Origin of the sequence: Bradyrhizobium sp. U87765 SZCCT0048 (assembly GCF_018131225.1) — a bacterium.
Lineage (GTDB): Bacteria > Pseudomonadota > Alphaproteobacteria > Rhizobiales > Xanthobacteraceae > Bradyrhizobium_A.
Genome location: NZ_JAFCMM010000001.1, coordinates 412,450 through 426,275, shown reverse-complemented (window position 1 = coordinate 426,275; position 13,826 = coordinate 412,450). Strand labels below are relative to the sequence as shown.

Annotated in this window: 15 protein-coding genes; 7 read left to right on the top strand and 8 right to left on the bottom strand. The window is 66.7% G+C overall.

Features of this window, described 5'->3' with window-relative positions; translation table 11 throughout:
- Positions 1–128 precede the first annotated feature (128 nt).
- Positions 129–2,441 (top strand): NADP-dependent malic enzyme, encoded by a 2,313-nt coding sequence (locus tag JQ639_RS01790; RefSeq protein ID WP_211969744.1) that lies wholly within the window; start codon positions 129–131, stop codon positions 2,439–2,441.
- A 133-nt stretch (positions 2,442–2,574) separates the two neighbouring features.
- On the top strand, positions 2,575–3,024 hold the full coding sequence (locus tag JQ639_RS01785; protein ID WP_211969878.1) for a DoxX family protein: 450 nt from the start codon (positions 2,575–2,577) through the stop codon (positions 3,022–3,024).
- A 43-nt stretch (positions 3,025–3,067) separates the two neighbouring features.
- Here JQ639_RS01785 and JQ639_RS01780 read toward each other — a convergent pair whose 3' ends face one another.
- The 5 genes from JQ639_RS01780 to JQ639_RS35160 form a co-directional block, all read right to left on the bottom strand.
- A complete protein-coding gene (locus tag JQ639_RS01780; RefSeq protein WP_211969745.1) occupies positions 3,068–3,625 on the bottom strand; it encodes a dihydrofolate reductase family protein in 558 nt (185 codons plus the stop codon).
- Between the two features lie 35 nt (positions 3,626–3,660).
- The gene (locus tag JQ639_RS01775) at positions 3,661–4,596 is read right to left on the bottom strand and encodes a polysaccharide deacetylase family protein (RefSeq protein WP_211969746.1); all 936 of its coding nucleotides are present in this window, start codon (positions 4,594–4,596) and stop codon (positions 3,661–3,663) included.
- Between the two features lie 194 nt (positions 4,597–4,790).
- Positions 4,791–5,369, bottom strand: coding sequence for a glutathione peroxidase (locus JQ639_RS01770; RefSeq protein ID WP_211969747.1), 579 nt, complete (start codon positions 5,367–5,369; stop codon positions 4,791–4,793).
- A gap of 71 nt (positions 5,370–5,440) precedes the next feature.
- A complete protein-coding gene (locus tag JQ639_RS01765; protein WP_211969748.1) occupies positions 5,441–7,066 on the bottom strand; it encodes a hypothetical protein in 1,626 nt (541 codons plus the stop codon).
- Positions 7,067–7,144: 78 nt separating this feature from the next.
- Positions 7,145–8,593 carry a L,D-transpeptidase gene (locus JQ639_RS35160; RefSeq protein WP_249123583.1) on the bottom strand — a complete coding sequence of 483 codons (1,449 nt, stop codon included), beginning with the start codon at positions 8,591–8,593 and terminating at the stop codon, positions 7,145–7,147.
- 363 nt (positions 8,594–8,956) lie between these two features.
- On the opposite strand from JQ639_RS35160, the gene JQ639_RS01755 reads away from it, so the two are divergent.
- Positions 8,957–9,514: a CreA family protein gene (locus JQ639_RS01755; RefSeq protein ID WP_211969749.1), complete on the top strand. Its 558-nt coding sequence runs from the start codon at positions 8,957–8,959 to the stop codon at positions 9,512–9,514.
- A gap of 63 nt (positions 9,515–9,577) precedes the next feature.
- Here JQ639_RS01755 and JQ639_RS01750 read toward each other — a convergent pair whose 3' ends face one another.
- Positions 9,578–9,799, bottom strand: coding sequence for a hypothetical protein (locus tag JQ639_RS01750; RefSeq protein WP_211969750.1), 222 nt, complete (start codon positions 9,797–9,799; stop codon positions 9,578–9,580).
- Between the two features lie 308 nt (positions 9,800–10,107).
- Here JQ639_RS01750 and JQ639_RS01745 point away from each other — a divergent pair, with 308 nt between their 5' ends.
- Together JQ639_RS01745 and JQ639_RS01740 are read left to right on the top strand one after the other, a co-directional pair.
- Complete coding sequence (locus tag JQ639_RS01745; protein WP_211969751.1) at positions 10,108–10,269, top strand: hypothetical protein; 162 nt, start codon at positions 10,108–10,110, stop codon at positions 10,267–10,269.
- Positions 10,270–10,310: 41 nt separating this feature from the next.
- A complete protein-coding gene (locus JQ639_RS01740) occupies positions 10,311–10,670 on the top strand; it encodes a hypothetical protein (RefSeq protein ID WP_249123584.1) in 360 nt (119 codons plus the stop codon).
- Between the two features lie 124 nt (positions 10,671–10,794).
- Here the strand turns inward: JQ639_RS01740 and JQ639_RS01735 are convergent, their stop codons facing one another.
- On the bottom strand, positions 10,795–11,076 hold the full coding sequence (locus JQ639_RS01735; RefSeq protein WP_371745177.1) for a DUF6719 family protein: 282 nt from the start codon (positions 11,074–11,076) through the stop codon (positions 10,795–10,797).
- A 245-nt stretch (positions 11,077–11,321) separates the two neighbouring features.
- Here JQ639_RS01735 and panE point away from each other — a divergent pair, with 245 nt between their 5' ends.
- Together panE and JQ639_RS01725 are read left to right on the top strand one after the other, a co-directional pair.
- Complete coding sequence (panE, locus tag JQ639_RS01730) at positions 11,322–12,257, top strand: 2-dehydropantoate 2-reductase (RefSeq protein ID WP_211969752.1); 936 nt, start codon at positions 11,322–11,324, stop codon at positions 12,255–12,257.
- Positions 12,258–12,420: 163 nt separating this feature from the next.
- The gene (locus tag JQ639_RS01725) at positions 12,421–13,164 is read left to right on the top strand and encodes an SDR family NAD(P)-dependent oxidoreductase (protein WP_211969753.1); all 744 of its coding nucleotides are present in this window, start codon (positions 12,421–12,423) and stop codon (positions 13,162–13,164) included.
- 16 nt (positions 13,165–13,180) lie between these two features.
- On the opposite strand, the gene JQ639_RS01720 is transcribed toward JQ639_RS01725, so the two are convergent.
- Entirely contained in the window at positions 13,181–13,696 is a 516-nt protein-coding gene (locus JQ639_RS01720; RefSeq protein ID WP_211969754.1) for a winged helix-turn-helix transcriptional regulator, read from the bottom strand.
- Positions 13,697–13,826: the final 130 nt, after the last annotated feature.

Genomic DNA, 13,826 nt, shown 5'->3' with positions numbered 1-13,826 from the left:
GGGCAGCTTTCGGCAAACGTGAAGCAGGTTTGACGAACGGTGGCGACGGGCCGTCGATGGCTCGTCGTCTCCAGAAGATGGCAGTGAACTGGTATTGGCGCAGGACGAAGAGCTTCGGAGGAACTTGAATGTCGTCGTCTAATTCTGAAGATCTCCGTTCGGCAGCTCTTGCGTATCACCGCCTGCCGCGGCCAGGAAAGTTCGAAATCCAGCCGATCAAGCCGCTGGCGAACCAGCGTGACCTTGCGCTGGCCTATTCGCCGGGCGTGGCTGCGGCCTGCCAGGTCATTGCCGAGGATCCCGGCGAGGCCGCGACGCTGACCATCCGCTCCAATCTGGTGGCGGTGGTGTCGAACGGCACCGCGGTGCTCGGCCTTGGCAACATCGGTCCGCTGGCCTCCAAGCCGGTGATGGAAGGCAAGGCGGTTCTCTTCAAGAAATTCGCCAACATCGACGTCTTCGATATCGAGATCGCCGCCAACACCGTCGACCGTGTCGTGGAGACGGTGGCCGCGCTGGAGCCGACCTTCGGCGGCATCAACCTGGAAGACATCCGTGCGCCCGAGTGCTTCGAGATCGAGGCCCAGCTCAAGGAGCGCATGAAGATCCCGGTGTTCCATGACGACCAGCATGGCACCGCGATCATCGTCGCCGCGGCGGTGCGCAACGCGCTGGCGCTGAACGGCAAGAAGCTCGAGGACGTCAAGATCGTCACCGCCGGCGCGGGCGCCGCCGCGCTCGCCTGCCTCAATCTGCTGGTGTGGATGGGCGCCAGGCGCGAGAACGTCTGGGTCAACGACATTGACGGCCTCGTGCATGTCGGCCGTAACGAGAACATGGACCGCTGGAAGGCGGTCTACGCCCAAAAAACCGATAAGCGGACCCTCGGCGACGTCATTGGTGGCGCCGACATTTTCCTCGGCCTGTCCGGCCCGAACGTGCTGAGCCGCGAGATGGTCGCCCAGATGGCCGAGAAGCCGCTGGTGCTGGCGCTCGCCAACCCGACCCCGGAGATCATGCCGGACGACGTCCGCGCGGTGCGCCCGGACGCGATGATCTGCACCGGCCGCTCGGACTTCCCGAACCAGGTCAACAACGTCCTCTGTTTCCCGTTCATTTTCCGCGGCGCCCTCGATGTCGGCGCGACCGCGATCAATGAGGAAATGAAGCGTGCCGCCGTCGACGCCATTGCGCAGCTCGCGCGCGAGGCGCCGTCCGATGTCGTGGCGCGCTCGTCCGACGCCGGCGAGGCCCAGGGCTTCGGTCCGGGCTCGCTGATCCCGAGCCCGTTCGATCCGCGCCTCATTCTGCGGATCGCGCCTGCGGTCGCCAAGGCCGCCATGGAATCGGGGGTCGCCACCCGGCCGATCACGAATTTCGACGAGTATGTCGAACAGCTCGAGCGTTTCACGTTCCGCTCCGGCCTGATCATGAAGCCCGTGTTCGCCAAGGCGAAGACCCAGCCGGTCCGGGTGATCTATGCCGAGGGCGAGGACGAGCGCATCCTGCGCGCCACCCAGGTGGTGCTGGAGGAGAAGCTGGCGCTGCCGATCCTGGTGGGACGGCCGTCCGTCGTCGCGGCCCGCATCGAGCGCTTCGGTCTGGCGATCCGTGCCGGCAAGGACTTCCATCTCGTCAATCCGGAGGACGATCCGCGCTATCGCTCCTATGTCCAGAGCTACATCGATGTCGCGGGTCGGCGCGGCATCACGCCTGACGCAGCCCGTACGCTGGTGCGCACCAACAACACCGTGATCGCGGCGCTGTCGGTGATGCGCGGTGAGGCGGACGCCATGATCTGCGGCGTCGAGGGCCGCTACATGAGCCACCTGCGGCACATCCGCGAGATCATCGGTTTCTGCCCGGGGGCGGACGACTGTTCGGCGCTGGCGCTGATGATCACGAGCAAGGGGCCGTATTTCATCGCCGACACCCAGGTGCGGCTCAACCCCAGCGCCCAGGAGCTGGCGGAGATGGCGGCGCAGGCCGCCGAGCACGTCCAGCGCTTCGGCCTCAAGCCGAAGATCGCGTTCCTGTCGCATTCGGACTTCGGCAGCTACGACAGCGAGTCCTCGCGCAAGATGCGCGAGGCGACGCGGCTCCTGGCGCAGTCCCATCCGGAAATCGAGGCGGACGGCGAGATGCAGGGCGATTCCGCCCTGTCCCAGCTCGCGCGCGCGAACATCCTGCCGCATTCGCGGCTCGAAGGGGTCGCCAACGTCCTGATCATGCCGAACCTCGATGCGGCCAACATCGCCTACCAGATGATCAAGATGATCGGCGACGCGCTGCCGGTCGGCCCGATCCTGATCGGTCCGGCGCGCCCCGCTCATATCCTCACCCCTTCGGTGACGGCGCGCGGCGTTCTCAACATGACGGCAGTCGCCGTGGTCGAGGCTCAGGAAAAGGCCACCCGGCAGCAGCCGAACCTGTTCGCGTAAGGCCGCGACGCTCCCTGTATCCGGACATTGGACAAGTCGCCGGCTCGGGTCATACTCGTTGCCGGCGACCGGGAGACTCATGAGCGCTCCCCGGGGATCGCCCCGTGGTCGTTACCGTCGAATGGGGCCTGGCATGTCTGGAATTGTCGCGATCGGGCGTATTCTTTTTGCAGTGCTGTTTGTTTTCTCAGGCGTCTCGAACCTGGTCGACCTGGCGGCGACGGCCCAGGACATCGCCACCAAGGTGGCTATTCCGGCAGCGCTGACGGCCTACACCACCCAGCTCGAAAGCCTCACGGGCATGCCGATCGCGCAGCAGCTCGCCATCTCGGCCTCGGCGATTGAAATCATCTGCGGGTTGATGATCGCGCTGAATTTCGGCGCGCGATTTTTCGCCATCATTCTCATCATGTTCGTGATGGTCGCGACGTTCTACAATCATAACTTCTGGGATCTGACCGGAGCGGAGCGCGTCAACCAGACGATGCACGCCCTCAAGAACCTGTCGCTGATCGGAGCGCTGCTGATCATTGTCGGCTATCCTCGCCGTGGTGGCGACGGGATCGCCTACGCCGAGCATTGATCCGGCGAGGGCGCTGCCTGCCGGCGATCAGGCGCACTCGCGATCAGCTTTCCCTGCGCCATGCGGTGACCGTCACCGGGCCGTCGACATCGAGCACTTGCCGGTCGGTCGGGGCAAGACCCGCGGCGCGCAGGATGTCGTGTGGCGTGCGCTCGGGCACCCCGGGGAAGGCACCAAGGCCGCCGGGGATTCTGACCTGAGGCGCTTCGGACAGCCAGAACGTGTCGTAGCGCGGGAGGAACATCGCAAAAACGGCAGGTCCGCCGATAATGGCGGCCGTACCGGCGCGGACCCCCGCCGCCTCGCAGGCCTCCTCGAAGCGCGCGCCTGCCGGGTTCCAAAGGGTTGCCTTCGGATTGTCCGGTGCGGGGGCAAGCGCGGCGACGGACCGGGTCAGGACGATCCGGGTCCGGCGTGGCGAGTTGGGTTGATCCTCGTACGAGTCGCGGCCGTGCACCACGAGATCAGCGGCGTCGAGCGCGGCATCGAAGAAGCGCTGATCGCCCGCAAACTTCAGGGTCTGTGGCATGACGCGGTCGGCATTCGCCAGCATGCCGTCGGCCGACACGATGACAAACCCTTCGATACGCAACACGGTCATCGTGGCGATCCGGCGAGCAACTGGCAGTTCAAGATCTACTCCGAGATGGTTTGCACGACGCTCGAGACGGGGCGGCTGCTGATGGTCGGCAGCTTGGTGTCCTTGGCCAGAGCTTCATCATAGCTCGGAATGGTCTGCACGGCGCCCTTCGCCTTGATCTGCACCACCTTGTATCCGCCAGCCTTCAGCCGTCGCAGTAGCGTGGGCAGCGCCTCGGCGGTGTGCTTCTGGAAGTCGTGCATCAGGATGATGCCCTTGCCGAGCTTGTCGAGCTTGGTCATCACGTTGGTGATGACCTGATCGGCGTTCCTGGTCTTGAAGTCAAAGGAGTCGACGTCGCAGGACCAGATGCCGATGTTGCGCTGGCCGAGATAAGTGACCATTGCCGGCGGATGCTGCAGGGCCGGGAAGCGGAAGAATGGCGCGGGAGGTGCCTCGAGCGCCCAGCGCACGGCGCTGAAGCCTTTTTCGATTTCGTCTTTCGCGGCCTGTTCGGTCATGCCCTTGCGTGTCAGGACGGCATGCGACCAGGTGTGGGCGCCGACGGTGTGCCCTTGCGCCAGCACCTGCCGGAGAATTTCCGGATGATAGGTGGCGTGCTTGCCGATCGGGAAGAACAGCCCCTTGGTGCATTCGTCGGCGAGTGCCTTGAGCACGGCCGGCGTGTTGTTGGGCCAGGGACCATCGTCGAAGGTCAGCACCACCTCCTTGTCGCGCAGGAAGTCGAGCTGCTTGAAGTGTTCGAAACCAAAGCCGGGGCCGCCGGTGGTGTCGATCTGCACCACGCGGGCGACACCGAGCGCGTCGGGATTGGCACAGGCGGTCTTGTCGGCACTGGCCGGCGGGCTGGCGGGAGCGGCCGTCGCGGTCTGTGGCGCGGCGGCCGGACGCGCGGGCGTCTGTGCAGCCGCCGCCGTGAACATCAAAGCCGACACAGCACTTGCGAACATCAAACCGGTCGTGATCCGCATCGAACTCCCCGCCGTTCTTGCGGCAAGATTTCTTGCCGTGGTGCCGCGGTTCCATTGCCGCAGGCGTCATCCTAGTGTAGGCGCGACTGAGTCGCCACGGTGGCCACGGAGGGCCGACCGGGTGGAGAATGCGCCCGCACGGGGTCGGCAGGCGGCTTCAGGCGAGGGGGTGATGAAGGCCTCAGCGCGGTCGATCACGCAGAGGTCAGCGCCCGGCCAATCGCGGTCTTGACGCGGGTGTCGGTCGGCTCGACGGCGCTGGCGAAGACGTCGGCGATGTAGCCATCCCGTCCCAGAAGGTACTTGTGGAAGTTCCAGGCCGGAACCTCCTTCGGCCGCTCCGCCGCGGCCCAGCGATAGAACGGGTGCGCGGCCGGGCCGCGCACCACCGTCTTCGCGGTGATCGGAAAGGTCACGCCATACTGCGCATGCGCGGTGCGGTCGATCTCGTCCGCGCCGCCGGGCTCCTGGCTGCCGAAATCGTTCGATGGCACGCCGATCACCATCAGCCCCTGCGCTTGAAACTCGGTCCACAGCTGCTGCAGCCCGGTATATTGCGGCGTGTAGCCACACAGCGAGGCGGTGTTGACGACCAGCACCGGCCGGCCGGCATAGTCGGACAGGCGGATATCCTTGCCGCCGAGGCCGGTGAACGCGAAGCCGTAGGCGGTGATCCGGCTGAGCGCGGGTGCGGTCTCGGCGCGGGCACCAGAGCTGGCTGCGCCCGCAACACCAGCGCCGAGCATCATCAGGACGTGTCTGCGGTGGATCATGATGCGCTCCCCGTAACGGCCATGGCCTGCGACCCTATCTGATTTGCGCCATGGTCCGGATCAACAGGGCGTTATGTCCGGGGTGGCGGCTCGGGGCACCACGGCAGAGGCAGCAGCGGCATGTAGGACTTGTTCCACAGGCAGATCTCTTCAGGCCCGCGCTGCTTGGTCATGTAGTGCACGGGCTCGGCGTGAGCGAGCACGAAATGGATGGCGCACAAGGCCGCGCCGACCGGAAAGGCCAGACGCCAGGTTCGGATCTCGTCAAGGCGGTCGAGCAGGACTGCGCCGGCGAGGATGATCAGCGGATCGGTGAAGATGAAATATTCGGTCTTCAGCCCGCGGCGGATGCCGAGCGCATCGATGCCGATGGCGGCGAGCAGCAGCAGCAGGGCCTGGACGGCGGTTTGCCGTTCGCCGCGGCGCCATGCGTAGACGATGCCTGGAATGATCAGCCAGGTGAGAAACACGGTCGGCCGGGCGGAGGCGTGGAGAACGAAAGTCAGCCGCGCCAGCACCATTCCGATGCCTTCGAACAGCAGCCGGACGATGCCGGTGACGCCACCGGCGGTGGCCGTTGCAGTCTCCGGATCGGCGAAGCTCAGCATGCGTTCCAGCGGATTCATCACCGCGACGACGTCGCCGATGTTGTAGGAGACGTTCAGCGCAAGCAGCCCCAGCGCGGCGCCGCCGAGCGCAGCGGCCATCGCTGCGATGGTCTCAGGGACGCTGACACGCCACACCATGGCGTAGGTGGCCATGCCTGCCAGGATCCACAGCAGCAGGACACTCTGGTAGGTGCCGGGTGATCCGATCGGGCGCAAGCCTGCGTCGGCCAGCGCCTGCGGCGCGAGGCCGGCGACGATCAGCGGTTTCGCGGTGCCGGCGGCAAGCACCGCCAGCAGCACCGCGCCTGCGGCAAGGAGCCATCCGACAGGGCGGATCCACGGTCCACGGCTGGCGCTTTCGGCCGAGCCGAACGGCAGCAGCAACGCCGGAAGTGCGGCGATCAACAGGACCGCATGCACCTTGTTCTCGAGGCCGAGCACGCAACTGGCCGCCGCCAGCGCGATCGCCAGCGGACGCCATGTCGCGCTGCGGCGGCCGACCACGATCAGCAGCATCAGGGCGAACACCATGCCGAAGGCGGCGATCAGTTCGCTGCGCAGGATGCGCAAATGCACGGCGACGCCGCCGGAGAATGCGAAGGCCAGCGTGGCGAGCAGCGCGACCTGCCAGTCGCGGACGATCCGCCGGATCAGGGCATGAAAGATCGCCACGCAGCCGGTCGCGGTGAGGAGGGCGAGCACCCGCCCGGCACGGACCGCTGCCTGCATCGCGGCATCGAATGCGGCGCGGTCGGTCGCCGGCGGGATCGCGGACAGCGTCCAGGCGTCGAGCCATCCGAGTGCATGGAGCAGTTGAAACCAGACCTTGACCGACAGGATGGTGAGATAGGCCGGATGGTCGAAATAGAGCTGCGGCCGGCCATCATTGAGGGCAAGGGCGTTGTAGATGACCATGAAGTCCATGTCGGCATTGCGCCAGTACGCCGAGGCGTAGCCGAACACGAAGAACGAGCCCGCCAGCGCCAGCAGGATCGCGGCAAATCCGTAGCGCGGGCCGAACCAAGTCAGGCGCGCGAGCGCGTCGCGGGCCGGGGGCGGGACGGAAGCGGGCTTTGTGGCGGTATCCATGGCGCCCGACTTCTACCCCATGACGGTGCGCGAGGCGACCGGCCGCGCGCCGTCCGTCACGGGCCAGCCATCGGCCTCTCAGCGCAGCGGCACGATAAAGTCGGTGCCGAGGCCCGTCTCGCCACCCAGTCCCTGGTCGGAGACGATGATCGAGCCGCCCGGCGCGATGGCCGCGGCGATCCGCATCATGGCGTCTTCGGGAAGGGCCAGGCGGTCCAGTGCCTCGGCCGGTGTCACCGGCGGCAGCGGCTCGACCGTCGACGCGGCGACGCGACGGCGGTGCGGTGTGGCGTCATCGGTCGCGACCTTGCGTGCGGGCAGGGACGTCACGGACCAGCGGAATGTGCCGGGCGCGTCGCTGTCCGCCCGGGCCGTGAACACATGCGTGCCGAGCGGGCGGTCGTTCTGCGCGATCGTCACCGGCACGTCGAACAGCGGTTCGAAATTCTGCCGGACATAGAGGCGGTTTTCCTTGCGGCTGATCAGCACGGCGATGTGACCGCTGCGCTTGGGGGGAGCCGCCGCAACAGGTGCCTGCGGCTTCGCCGCGGTGTCCTTGGTCGCGCCGACGGCAGGCGCCTTGGTGTCGGACGCTGCGTCGGGCGGATCCTTCGCAGGGGTCTGGGCCTGATCGGCCGGGATTTGCGGCGCCGCCGCGTTCACGCCGCTGTCGCCGGCCAGCGCGGGCAGCGGCGCGGACCCGATCGCCTCGGCAGGACGGGCGTCGGTGCGGGTCGGGGGGGCGATGGGGCCTGCGGGCGCCAGGGCTGCGTCCGCATTGGCGAGGCGAATGCGCTCGCTGCTTGCCGCGGCGGGCGCGCCCGCGGTCATCGGCACATCGTCATGCTTGGGGACGAGCCGCAGATCGGCCACTGCCGACGATGACTCTGAGGTGGCCTCTGCGGCCTTGTCCGGCTTCGCGGGGGGCGCGTCGGCCGCCTTGTCGACCGGCGTTGCCGATGCGGAGGCATCCGGCGCATGGGTGAACAGGGCCGGGTGGCTGATGTTCTCCGGTGCCACGTCGCCGGGAGCGACGATCACCCGGGCACCGAGCCTCGTCCATGCCCACAGCTTGGTGGCGAAGGCCATCGGCATGCGGATGCAGCCATGAGACGCCGGATGGCCGGGCACCACGCCGGCGTGCAGGGCGACGCCGGACCAGGTGATGCGCTGCATGTAAGGCATCGGCGCGTCGCTGTAGAGGTTCGAGCGGTGCCATTTGTTCTTCTGGATGATGCTGAACACGCCCATCGGCGTTGCGTGTCCGCGCACGCCCGTGGAAACAGGCGACTCGGCGAACAAGCCGTTGGCGTCGTAAATCTTCAGATGCTGCTTGTCGATCGAGATAGCGATGATCACCGGCCCACGCGGCTTCACGAGGTCCTTCGGCGCATCGGCCATCTTGGGATAGCTCGGGCGCGCCGCCCGCCTGCGCGGCGCCGCGGGAGGCGCCTGCTGCGGGTCGGCTTGTTCGAAGGTCTGGTTGGGCCAGATGATCTGGTAGGCGGCTGCCGGTCCCGGCAGCATCAGCGCGCCGCCGAGGCACACTGCGAGAAGCATCGCCGACGGTCGGCCCGAATGAGATGTCGTCGAAATGGATGTCATCGAAATGGATGTCATTGCACACTGCCTACGCAGGACGGCCAAGAATTGAATCTTATGACTGCTCACAATGATTCCCGGTTGGTTCCGCTATGAGTGTCGCAAGACGCGGAATGGTTCACCAGAGTGAGCTCCGCTGCTCGGGCAAAGATTGTCAGGTAAAAATTAACCAAAATCTTCCGGCACCAATACGCCGGCCGGAAAATTTGCGCCTGCGGTCAGGCTTCCCATCACAGTTCCGCGATCCTACATCGGGGGCGGAGCGTGTTGTTCTAGGAGTGAATTTCAATGCCGTTTGTCAGCAAGGTCCTGCTGCGCCGTCTCGCCGGCGGCTTGCGGGCGGGGGTGCTCGCCGCGATCTGCGCCGCCACGCTGTTCGGGGCAGCCGCCCACGCCTCTGACGAGCCGGACCTCATCTTCCGCCGCTCCACGGTCTTCAAGTGGTTGACCCCGAACGACAAGCTCGCGACCTACGGGGTGGACGACCCGGAGATCGAAGGGGTGGCCTGCCATTTCACCGTTCCGGAAAAGGGCGGGATCAAGGGCTGGCTCGGCGTCGCCGAAGAAGTGTCCGATATCTCGCTGGCTTGCCGCCAGATCGGTCCGATCCGCTTCAAGGCCAAGTTCCAGCAGGGGGACGACATGTTCCGCCAGCGGCGCTCGCTGTTCTTCAAGAAGATGCAGATCGTGCGGGGCTGCGACACCAAGCGGAACGTGCTGGTCTACATGGTCTATTCAGACCGGCTGATCGAGGGGTCGCCGAAGAACTCGACATCGTCGGTTCCGGTCATGCCCTGGGGCGCGGGTGACGCCATTCAGAAGTGTGCGGACTTCTTCAGCAATTGAGTGAAGTGTATCACGTGGAAGGTTAGAAAATTGAGATAAATATCTGATCTGGCGCGATCATCACTACGCGGCATCCGGCTGGCGCTGCTGTTTGCGCCAGGAAGACGGCGGCGGCACGGGATTGTAGCTGCCGGTCAGGCGAAGCAGGGTTTGCGGGACCGACACGTTGCTGCTGTGAAGGAACGGCGAGGGCTGCGACGCCATCTGCGGCGCTGCCCGGTCGGGCCGCCGATCAGGGGTGGTCCGTTCGCCTTTGGAGTGGCCGAACGTTGTTTCGTCTGCCACGGCATTTCCTCCTGGTGGTCCGGCGTCCCCCGGTCGGCATCCAATACCCTCGCAGCCGCGGTGATGCGGGCAGCGGGGCGGGCGCGACGGGGGCGTGGGATCTGGTCCTCGCGGGCGAGGCCTCAACTAACGCACGACTGTTACAGAAGTTTCGGGCCGCGGAGGGTTTCGGCGCCGCTGGCGCATAATTTTCCCGGTTTCGGCGCAAGGGGTTAACCGATGCTGAGCGGCGCGCCCGGCGGGTGGTGAGTTGAACCTTCCTGCCGGGTGCCGCGACCAAACCGCGAAACCGTCGCCGGAGACACGCCATGCGCGCCCTGAGCTTCAGTCTTGCCATCGCGTTCGTGCTGGGCGTGCCGGCGCGCGACGTCTCCGTCGCCCGGGACGCGATTCCCGGTGCGGGCGCCTTCGCCTATATCGGCTCGCCGATCGCTCCCGACGTCGCGACCGCGCCGGCCTCAGCCCGCTGATTCCCTCCGATGCGAGCCCGCGCGGCCGCGCCCCGACACCGATGACGGACAAAATCCTCGCCACACTGGCCGGCCTTGCGATGGCGTTCGTCGGAGCAGCCCACGCGCAATCGCATTCGTTCTCGCACATGCCGGACCCGCGCGGCGAGTTCATCCGCCTCTGCGCGCCCTACATGATCAAGCGCTCGCTGCGCCCCGAGGCGGTGTGCGATTGTCTGTACAGGCAGGCGGTGGCGATGGTCGACGACGCCGAGGTTCGTGATGCGCTGCTGTACGGCATCAGCGAGACCGGGGTGCCCACCATCGACAGGACCTGGTTGCCGGCCGCGAAGGAAAATCAGATCGACATCGTCATGACGCGGATGGCGAAGCCGACCATGGCCTGTCTCTACGGTCAGTAGCTTTCAGCCGGACCGGGGCGTTCCGGTTTTCGCATGCATATGACTTTGGCGAGGCCCGTTTGCCCCACTCGGGGCGATCAGACGCGCGCCGGCGCCCCCTCGCGACCTTCGGATGTGGGCTTCTCTAGCGCTTGACGCAGGCGCGCGTGCGCACAATGCCTTCGGGCGAGAGCTTGGACGCGGTGACTTCCTTGATCTGACCCGCGGGACAGGTGCCGTCGTCGACCTTGATGCGCTGGCCGAGCCGGAAGTCGCTGTCCGGCGGCTCCTGGTACACGGCGCCGGCACCATGGGCTGCGGAGGCCATCATCAGGGCCGCGCCCGCGCAAACGGCGGCGAGCCGCACTCGCATGCGCACCGTTCCGGTTGGGAGCGCGCACACTGGCGTCGGGCGAGCATGGATCATCAGGATCTCCCGTGGTCTGAGATGGGTCGGTGCGGTGATAGCCTGATTCGGCGCGGTGTCAGGGCGGCGTTGTGTGCGTCAGGGGGCGCCGACAGCGCTGTTCCGATGACCGCGCGCCGGCCGCCGATCTGGCAGTCATGCTGTTTTGGAACTTGCCGCGCGGAGCGGGGGCCGTGATGATCCCGGCGTCGCGGCCGGGGCCCTGTGTTCCGCGCCGCCCATGATCGATCGGTGGGAGATTCACGATGCGTGTTCTGGTGATTGGGGCCGGTGCCCTCGGTGGTTATTTCGGGGCGCGCCTGCTCGAGGCGGGGCGCGACGTCACGTTCCTGGTGCGGCCGCGCCGTGCGGAACAGTTGCGACAGGGCCTTGTCGTGAAGAGCCCCGCCGGCGACATCACCTTGCCCCATCCGCCGCTGGTGACGGCCGATCGCATTGGCGGGCCGTATGATCTCGTGCTGCTGAGCTGCAAGGCCTACGATCTCGACAGCGCCATGGACGCCTTCGCACCGGCCGTCGGACCGACGACCATGATCCTGCCGCTGCTGAACGGCATGGCTCACCTCGACGCTCTCAACGCCCGGTTCGGTGCGGAGCGGGTGCTCGGCGGGCAGTGCGTGATCTCGGCGACCCTCGATGATGCCGGCCATGTCGTGCATTTCAACGACATGCACAGCGTCACATTCGGCGAGCAGGGCGGTGGCCTGTCGGAACGGGTGGAGGCGGTGACGAAGCTGTTGTCGGGGGCGACCTTCGTTGCGCAGCCGAGCAGCGCCATCCTGCAGGACATGTGGGAGAAGTGGGTGTTCATCGCCACCGGCGCCGGTATGACCAGCCTGATGCGGGCCGCGATCGGCGATATTGTCGCCGCCGGTGGCGCCGACCTGACCGTCACCGTGCTCGACGAGTGCGCGCGCATTGCCGCGGCCCATGGCTTTGCGCCGCGCGCCGGTGCGCTCGAACGCTCGCGCGCCATGTTCACCGCGGCCGGTTCGCCGATCATGGCCTCGATGCTGCGCGACATCGAGCGCGGCGCGCGGATCGAGGCCGACCAGATCATCGGCGACCTGTTGCGTCGCGGCGACAAGGCCGGTGTGGCGACCACGCTCCTGCCGATCGTCCGGACGCATTTGAAAGCCTACGAGGCGCGGCGGCAGCGCGAGCAGCCGGCCGGCGCCTGAGGCCACCGATCAGGTCGCAGCTTCTCGGGGCTGCAGGGCGCTTCGTGGCCGGCCTGCGGATTGACAAGTTCTAAAATAGAACTTTATGTTCGGGGACGAAGTGCGGGAGCGGAGCGCGTCACGGCGCGACCGCTCGTCGCATCCAGATGCAAGGGAGGTTGGCGTGGCCAAGCGGCAGGCAACGGTGGCAGTGGTCGGTGCGGGCGACTTCATCGGCGGCGAGATCGCCAAGAAGTTCGCGGCGGAAGGGTTTGCCGTCTTCGCCGGGCGGCGGAACGGCGACAAGCTGGCGCCGCTGATCAAGGAGATCGAGGACGCCGGTGGCACCGTGTTCGGGCGTTCGCTCGATGCGCGCAAGGAGGAGGAGGTCGTCAGCTTCATCGCCGATGCCGATGCCCACGCGCCGCTCGAGGCCTGCATCTTCAACATCGGCGCCAACGTCAACTTTCCGATCCTCGACACCACCGAACGGGTGTTCCGCAAGGTCTGGGAGATGGCCTGCTACTCGGGTTTCCTGACCGGGCGCGAGGCGGCCCGTGCGATGGTGCCGCGCGGTCGCGGCGCGATCTTCTTCACCGGCGCCACGGCCAGCCTGCGTGGCGGCGTCGGCTTCGCCGCCTTTGCCAGCGCCAAGTTCGGCCTGCGCGCGGTGGCGCAGTCGATGGCGCGGGAGCTCGGGCCGAAGAACATCCATGTCGCCCATCTCATCATCGACGCCAGCGTCGACACCGAGTGGGTGCGTCAACTCATCGGCACGCGCGAGGGCGCGGAAGCGGCAAAAAACATCGACCCCAACCGCCTGATGCGGCCGGCGGCGGTGGCTGAAGCCTACTGGCAGCTCTACCAGCAGCCGCGCGACGCCTGGACCTTCGAGCACGAGATCCGGCCGTTCGGCGAGAAGTGGTGAAGCGGGGGCGCGGCCGTCAGGCTGCGTCCGACGACAGCCTGCGGCGTGTCGCGCGGGCAGCCACGGACTTCGGATCCGCGGTCGCCGCGCCGGGGCCCGGATGGGTGTGAACTTCCTTGGCGTGCAGCGGCTCGCCGCATTCCGAGCAGATCATCACCGGCTCGAAGAACTTGCCGCAGGTCTTGTGTTCATAGAGCAGCGGCCGGCCGCGTTCGTCGACCATGTGAATGTCACCCCAGCGCACGATCGCCATCAGGATCGGATAGAGGTCGAGGCCCTTCTGGGTGAGGATGTATTCGTGGCGCTTGGGATTGGTCTGGTAAGGCACGCGGCGCAGCACGCCGAAGCGCACCAGCTTCTTCAGCCGGTCGGCGAGCAGGTGGCGGGTGATGCCGAGGTTGGTCTGAAATTCCTCGAAGCGGCGGACGCGGAGGAAGCATTCGCGCAGAACGAGGACACTCCAGCGGTCGCCGATCACGGCGAGCGTCCGGGCCATCGAGCACGCCTCGTCCTCGAGTGCGTCCCACTTCATCGCAGATCCTCCCCGGCCATTCGCAGCGCCGATGTCATGTGTCTTACACATAGCAAAGATTTACCGTCTCGCCATTCCAAAACGGCATTGACGTCGGCGCGGCGTGCATGGCCGGACGCCACCGCAGCAC

Bases quoted from the DNA above. Each gene is read 5' to 3' on its own strand.
- JQ639_RS01775 (WP_211969746.1), bottom strand. From the start codon at position 4,596: ATGCGGATCACGACCGGTTTGATGTTCGCAAGTGCTGTGTCGGCTTTG.
- JQ639_RS01785 (WP_211969878.1), top strand. From the start codon at position 2,575: ATGTCTGGAATTGTCGCGATCGGGCGTATTCTTTTTGCAGTGCTGTTT.
- panE (WP_211969752.1), top strand. From the start codon at position 11,322: ATGCGTGTTCTGGTGATTGGGGCCGGTGCCCTCGGTGGTTATTTCGGG.
- JQ639_RS01765 (WP_211969748.1), bottom strand. From the start codon at position 7,066: ATGGATACCGCCACAAAGCCCGCTTCCGTCCCGCCCCCGGCCCGCGAC.
- JQ639_RS01740 (WP_249123584.1), top strand. From the start codon at position 10,311: ATGACGGACAAAATCCTCGCCACACTGGCCGGCCTTGCGATGGCGTTC.
- JQ639_RS01735 (WP_371745177.1), bottom strand. From the start codon at position 11,076: ATGATCCATGCTCGCCCGACGCCAGTGTGCGCGCTCCCAACCGGAACG.
- JQ639_RS01755 (WP_211969749.1), top strand. From the start codon at position 8,957: ATGCCGTTTGTCAGCAAGGTCCTGCTGCGCCGTCTCGCCGGCGGCTTG.
- JQ639_RS35160 (WP_249123583.1), bottom strand. From the start codon at position 8,593: ATGCTGCCGGGACCGGCAGCCGCCTACCAGATCATCTGGCCCAACCAG.
- JQ639_RS01745 (WP_211969751.1), top strand. From the start codon at position 10,108: ATGCGCGCCCTGAGCTTCAGTCTTGCCATCGCGTTCGTGCTGGGCGTG.
- JQ639_RS01780 (WP_211969745.1), bottom strand. From the start codon at position 3,625: ATGACCGTGTTGCGTATCGAAGGGTTTGTCATCGTGTCGGCCGACGGC.
- JQ639_RS01770 (WP_211969747.1), bottom strand. From the start codon at position 5,369: ATGATCCACCGCAGACACGTCCTGATGATGCTCGGCGCTGGTGTTGCG.
- JQ639_RS01720 (WP_211969754.1), bottom strand. From the start codon at position 13,696: ATGAAGTGGGACGCACTCGAGGACGAGGCGTGCTCGATGGCCCGGACG.
- JQ639_RS01790 (WP_211969744.1), top strand. From the start codon at position 129: ATGTCGTCGTCTAATTCTGAAGATCTCCGTTCGGCAGCTCTTGCGTAT.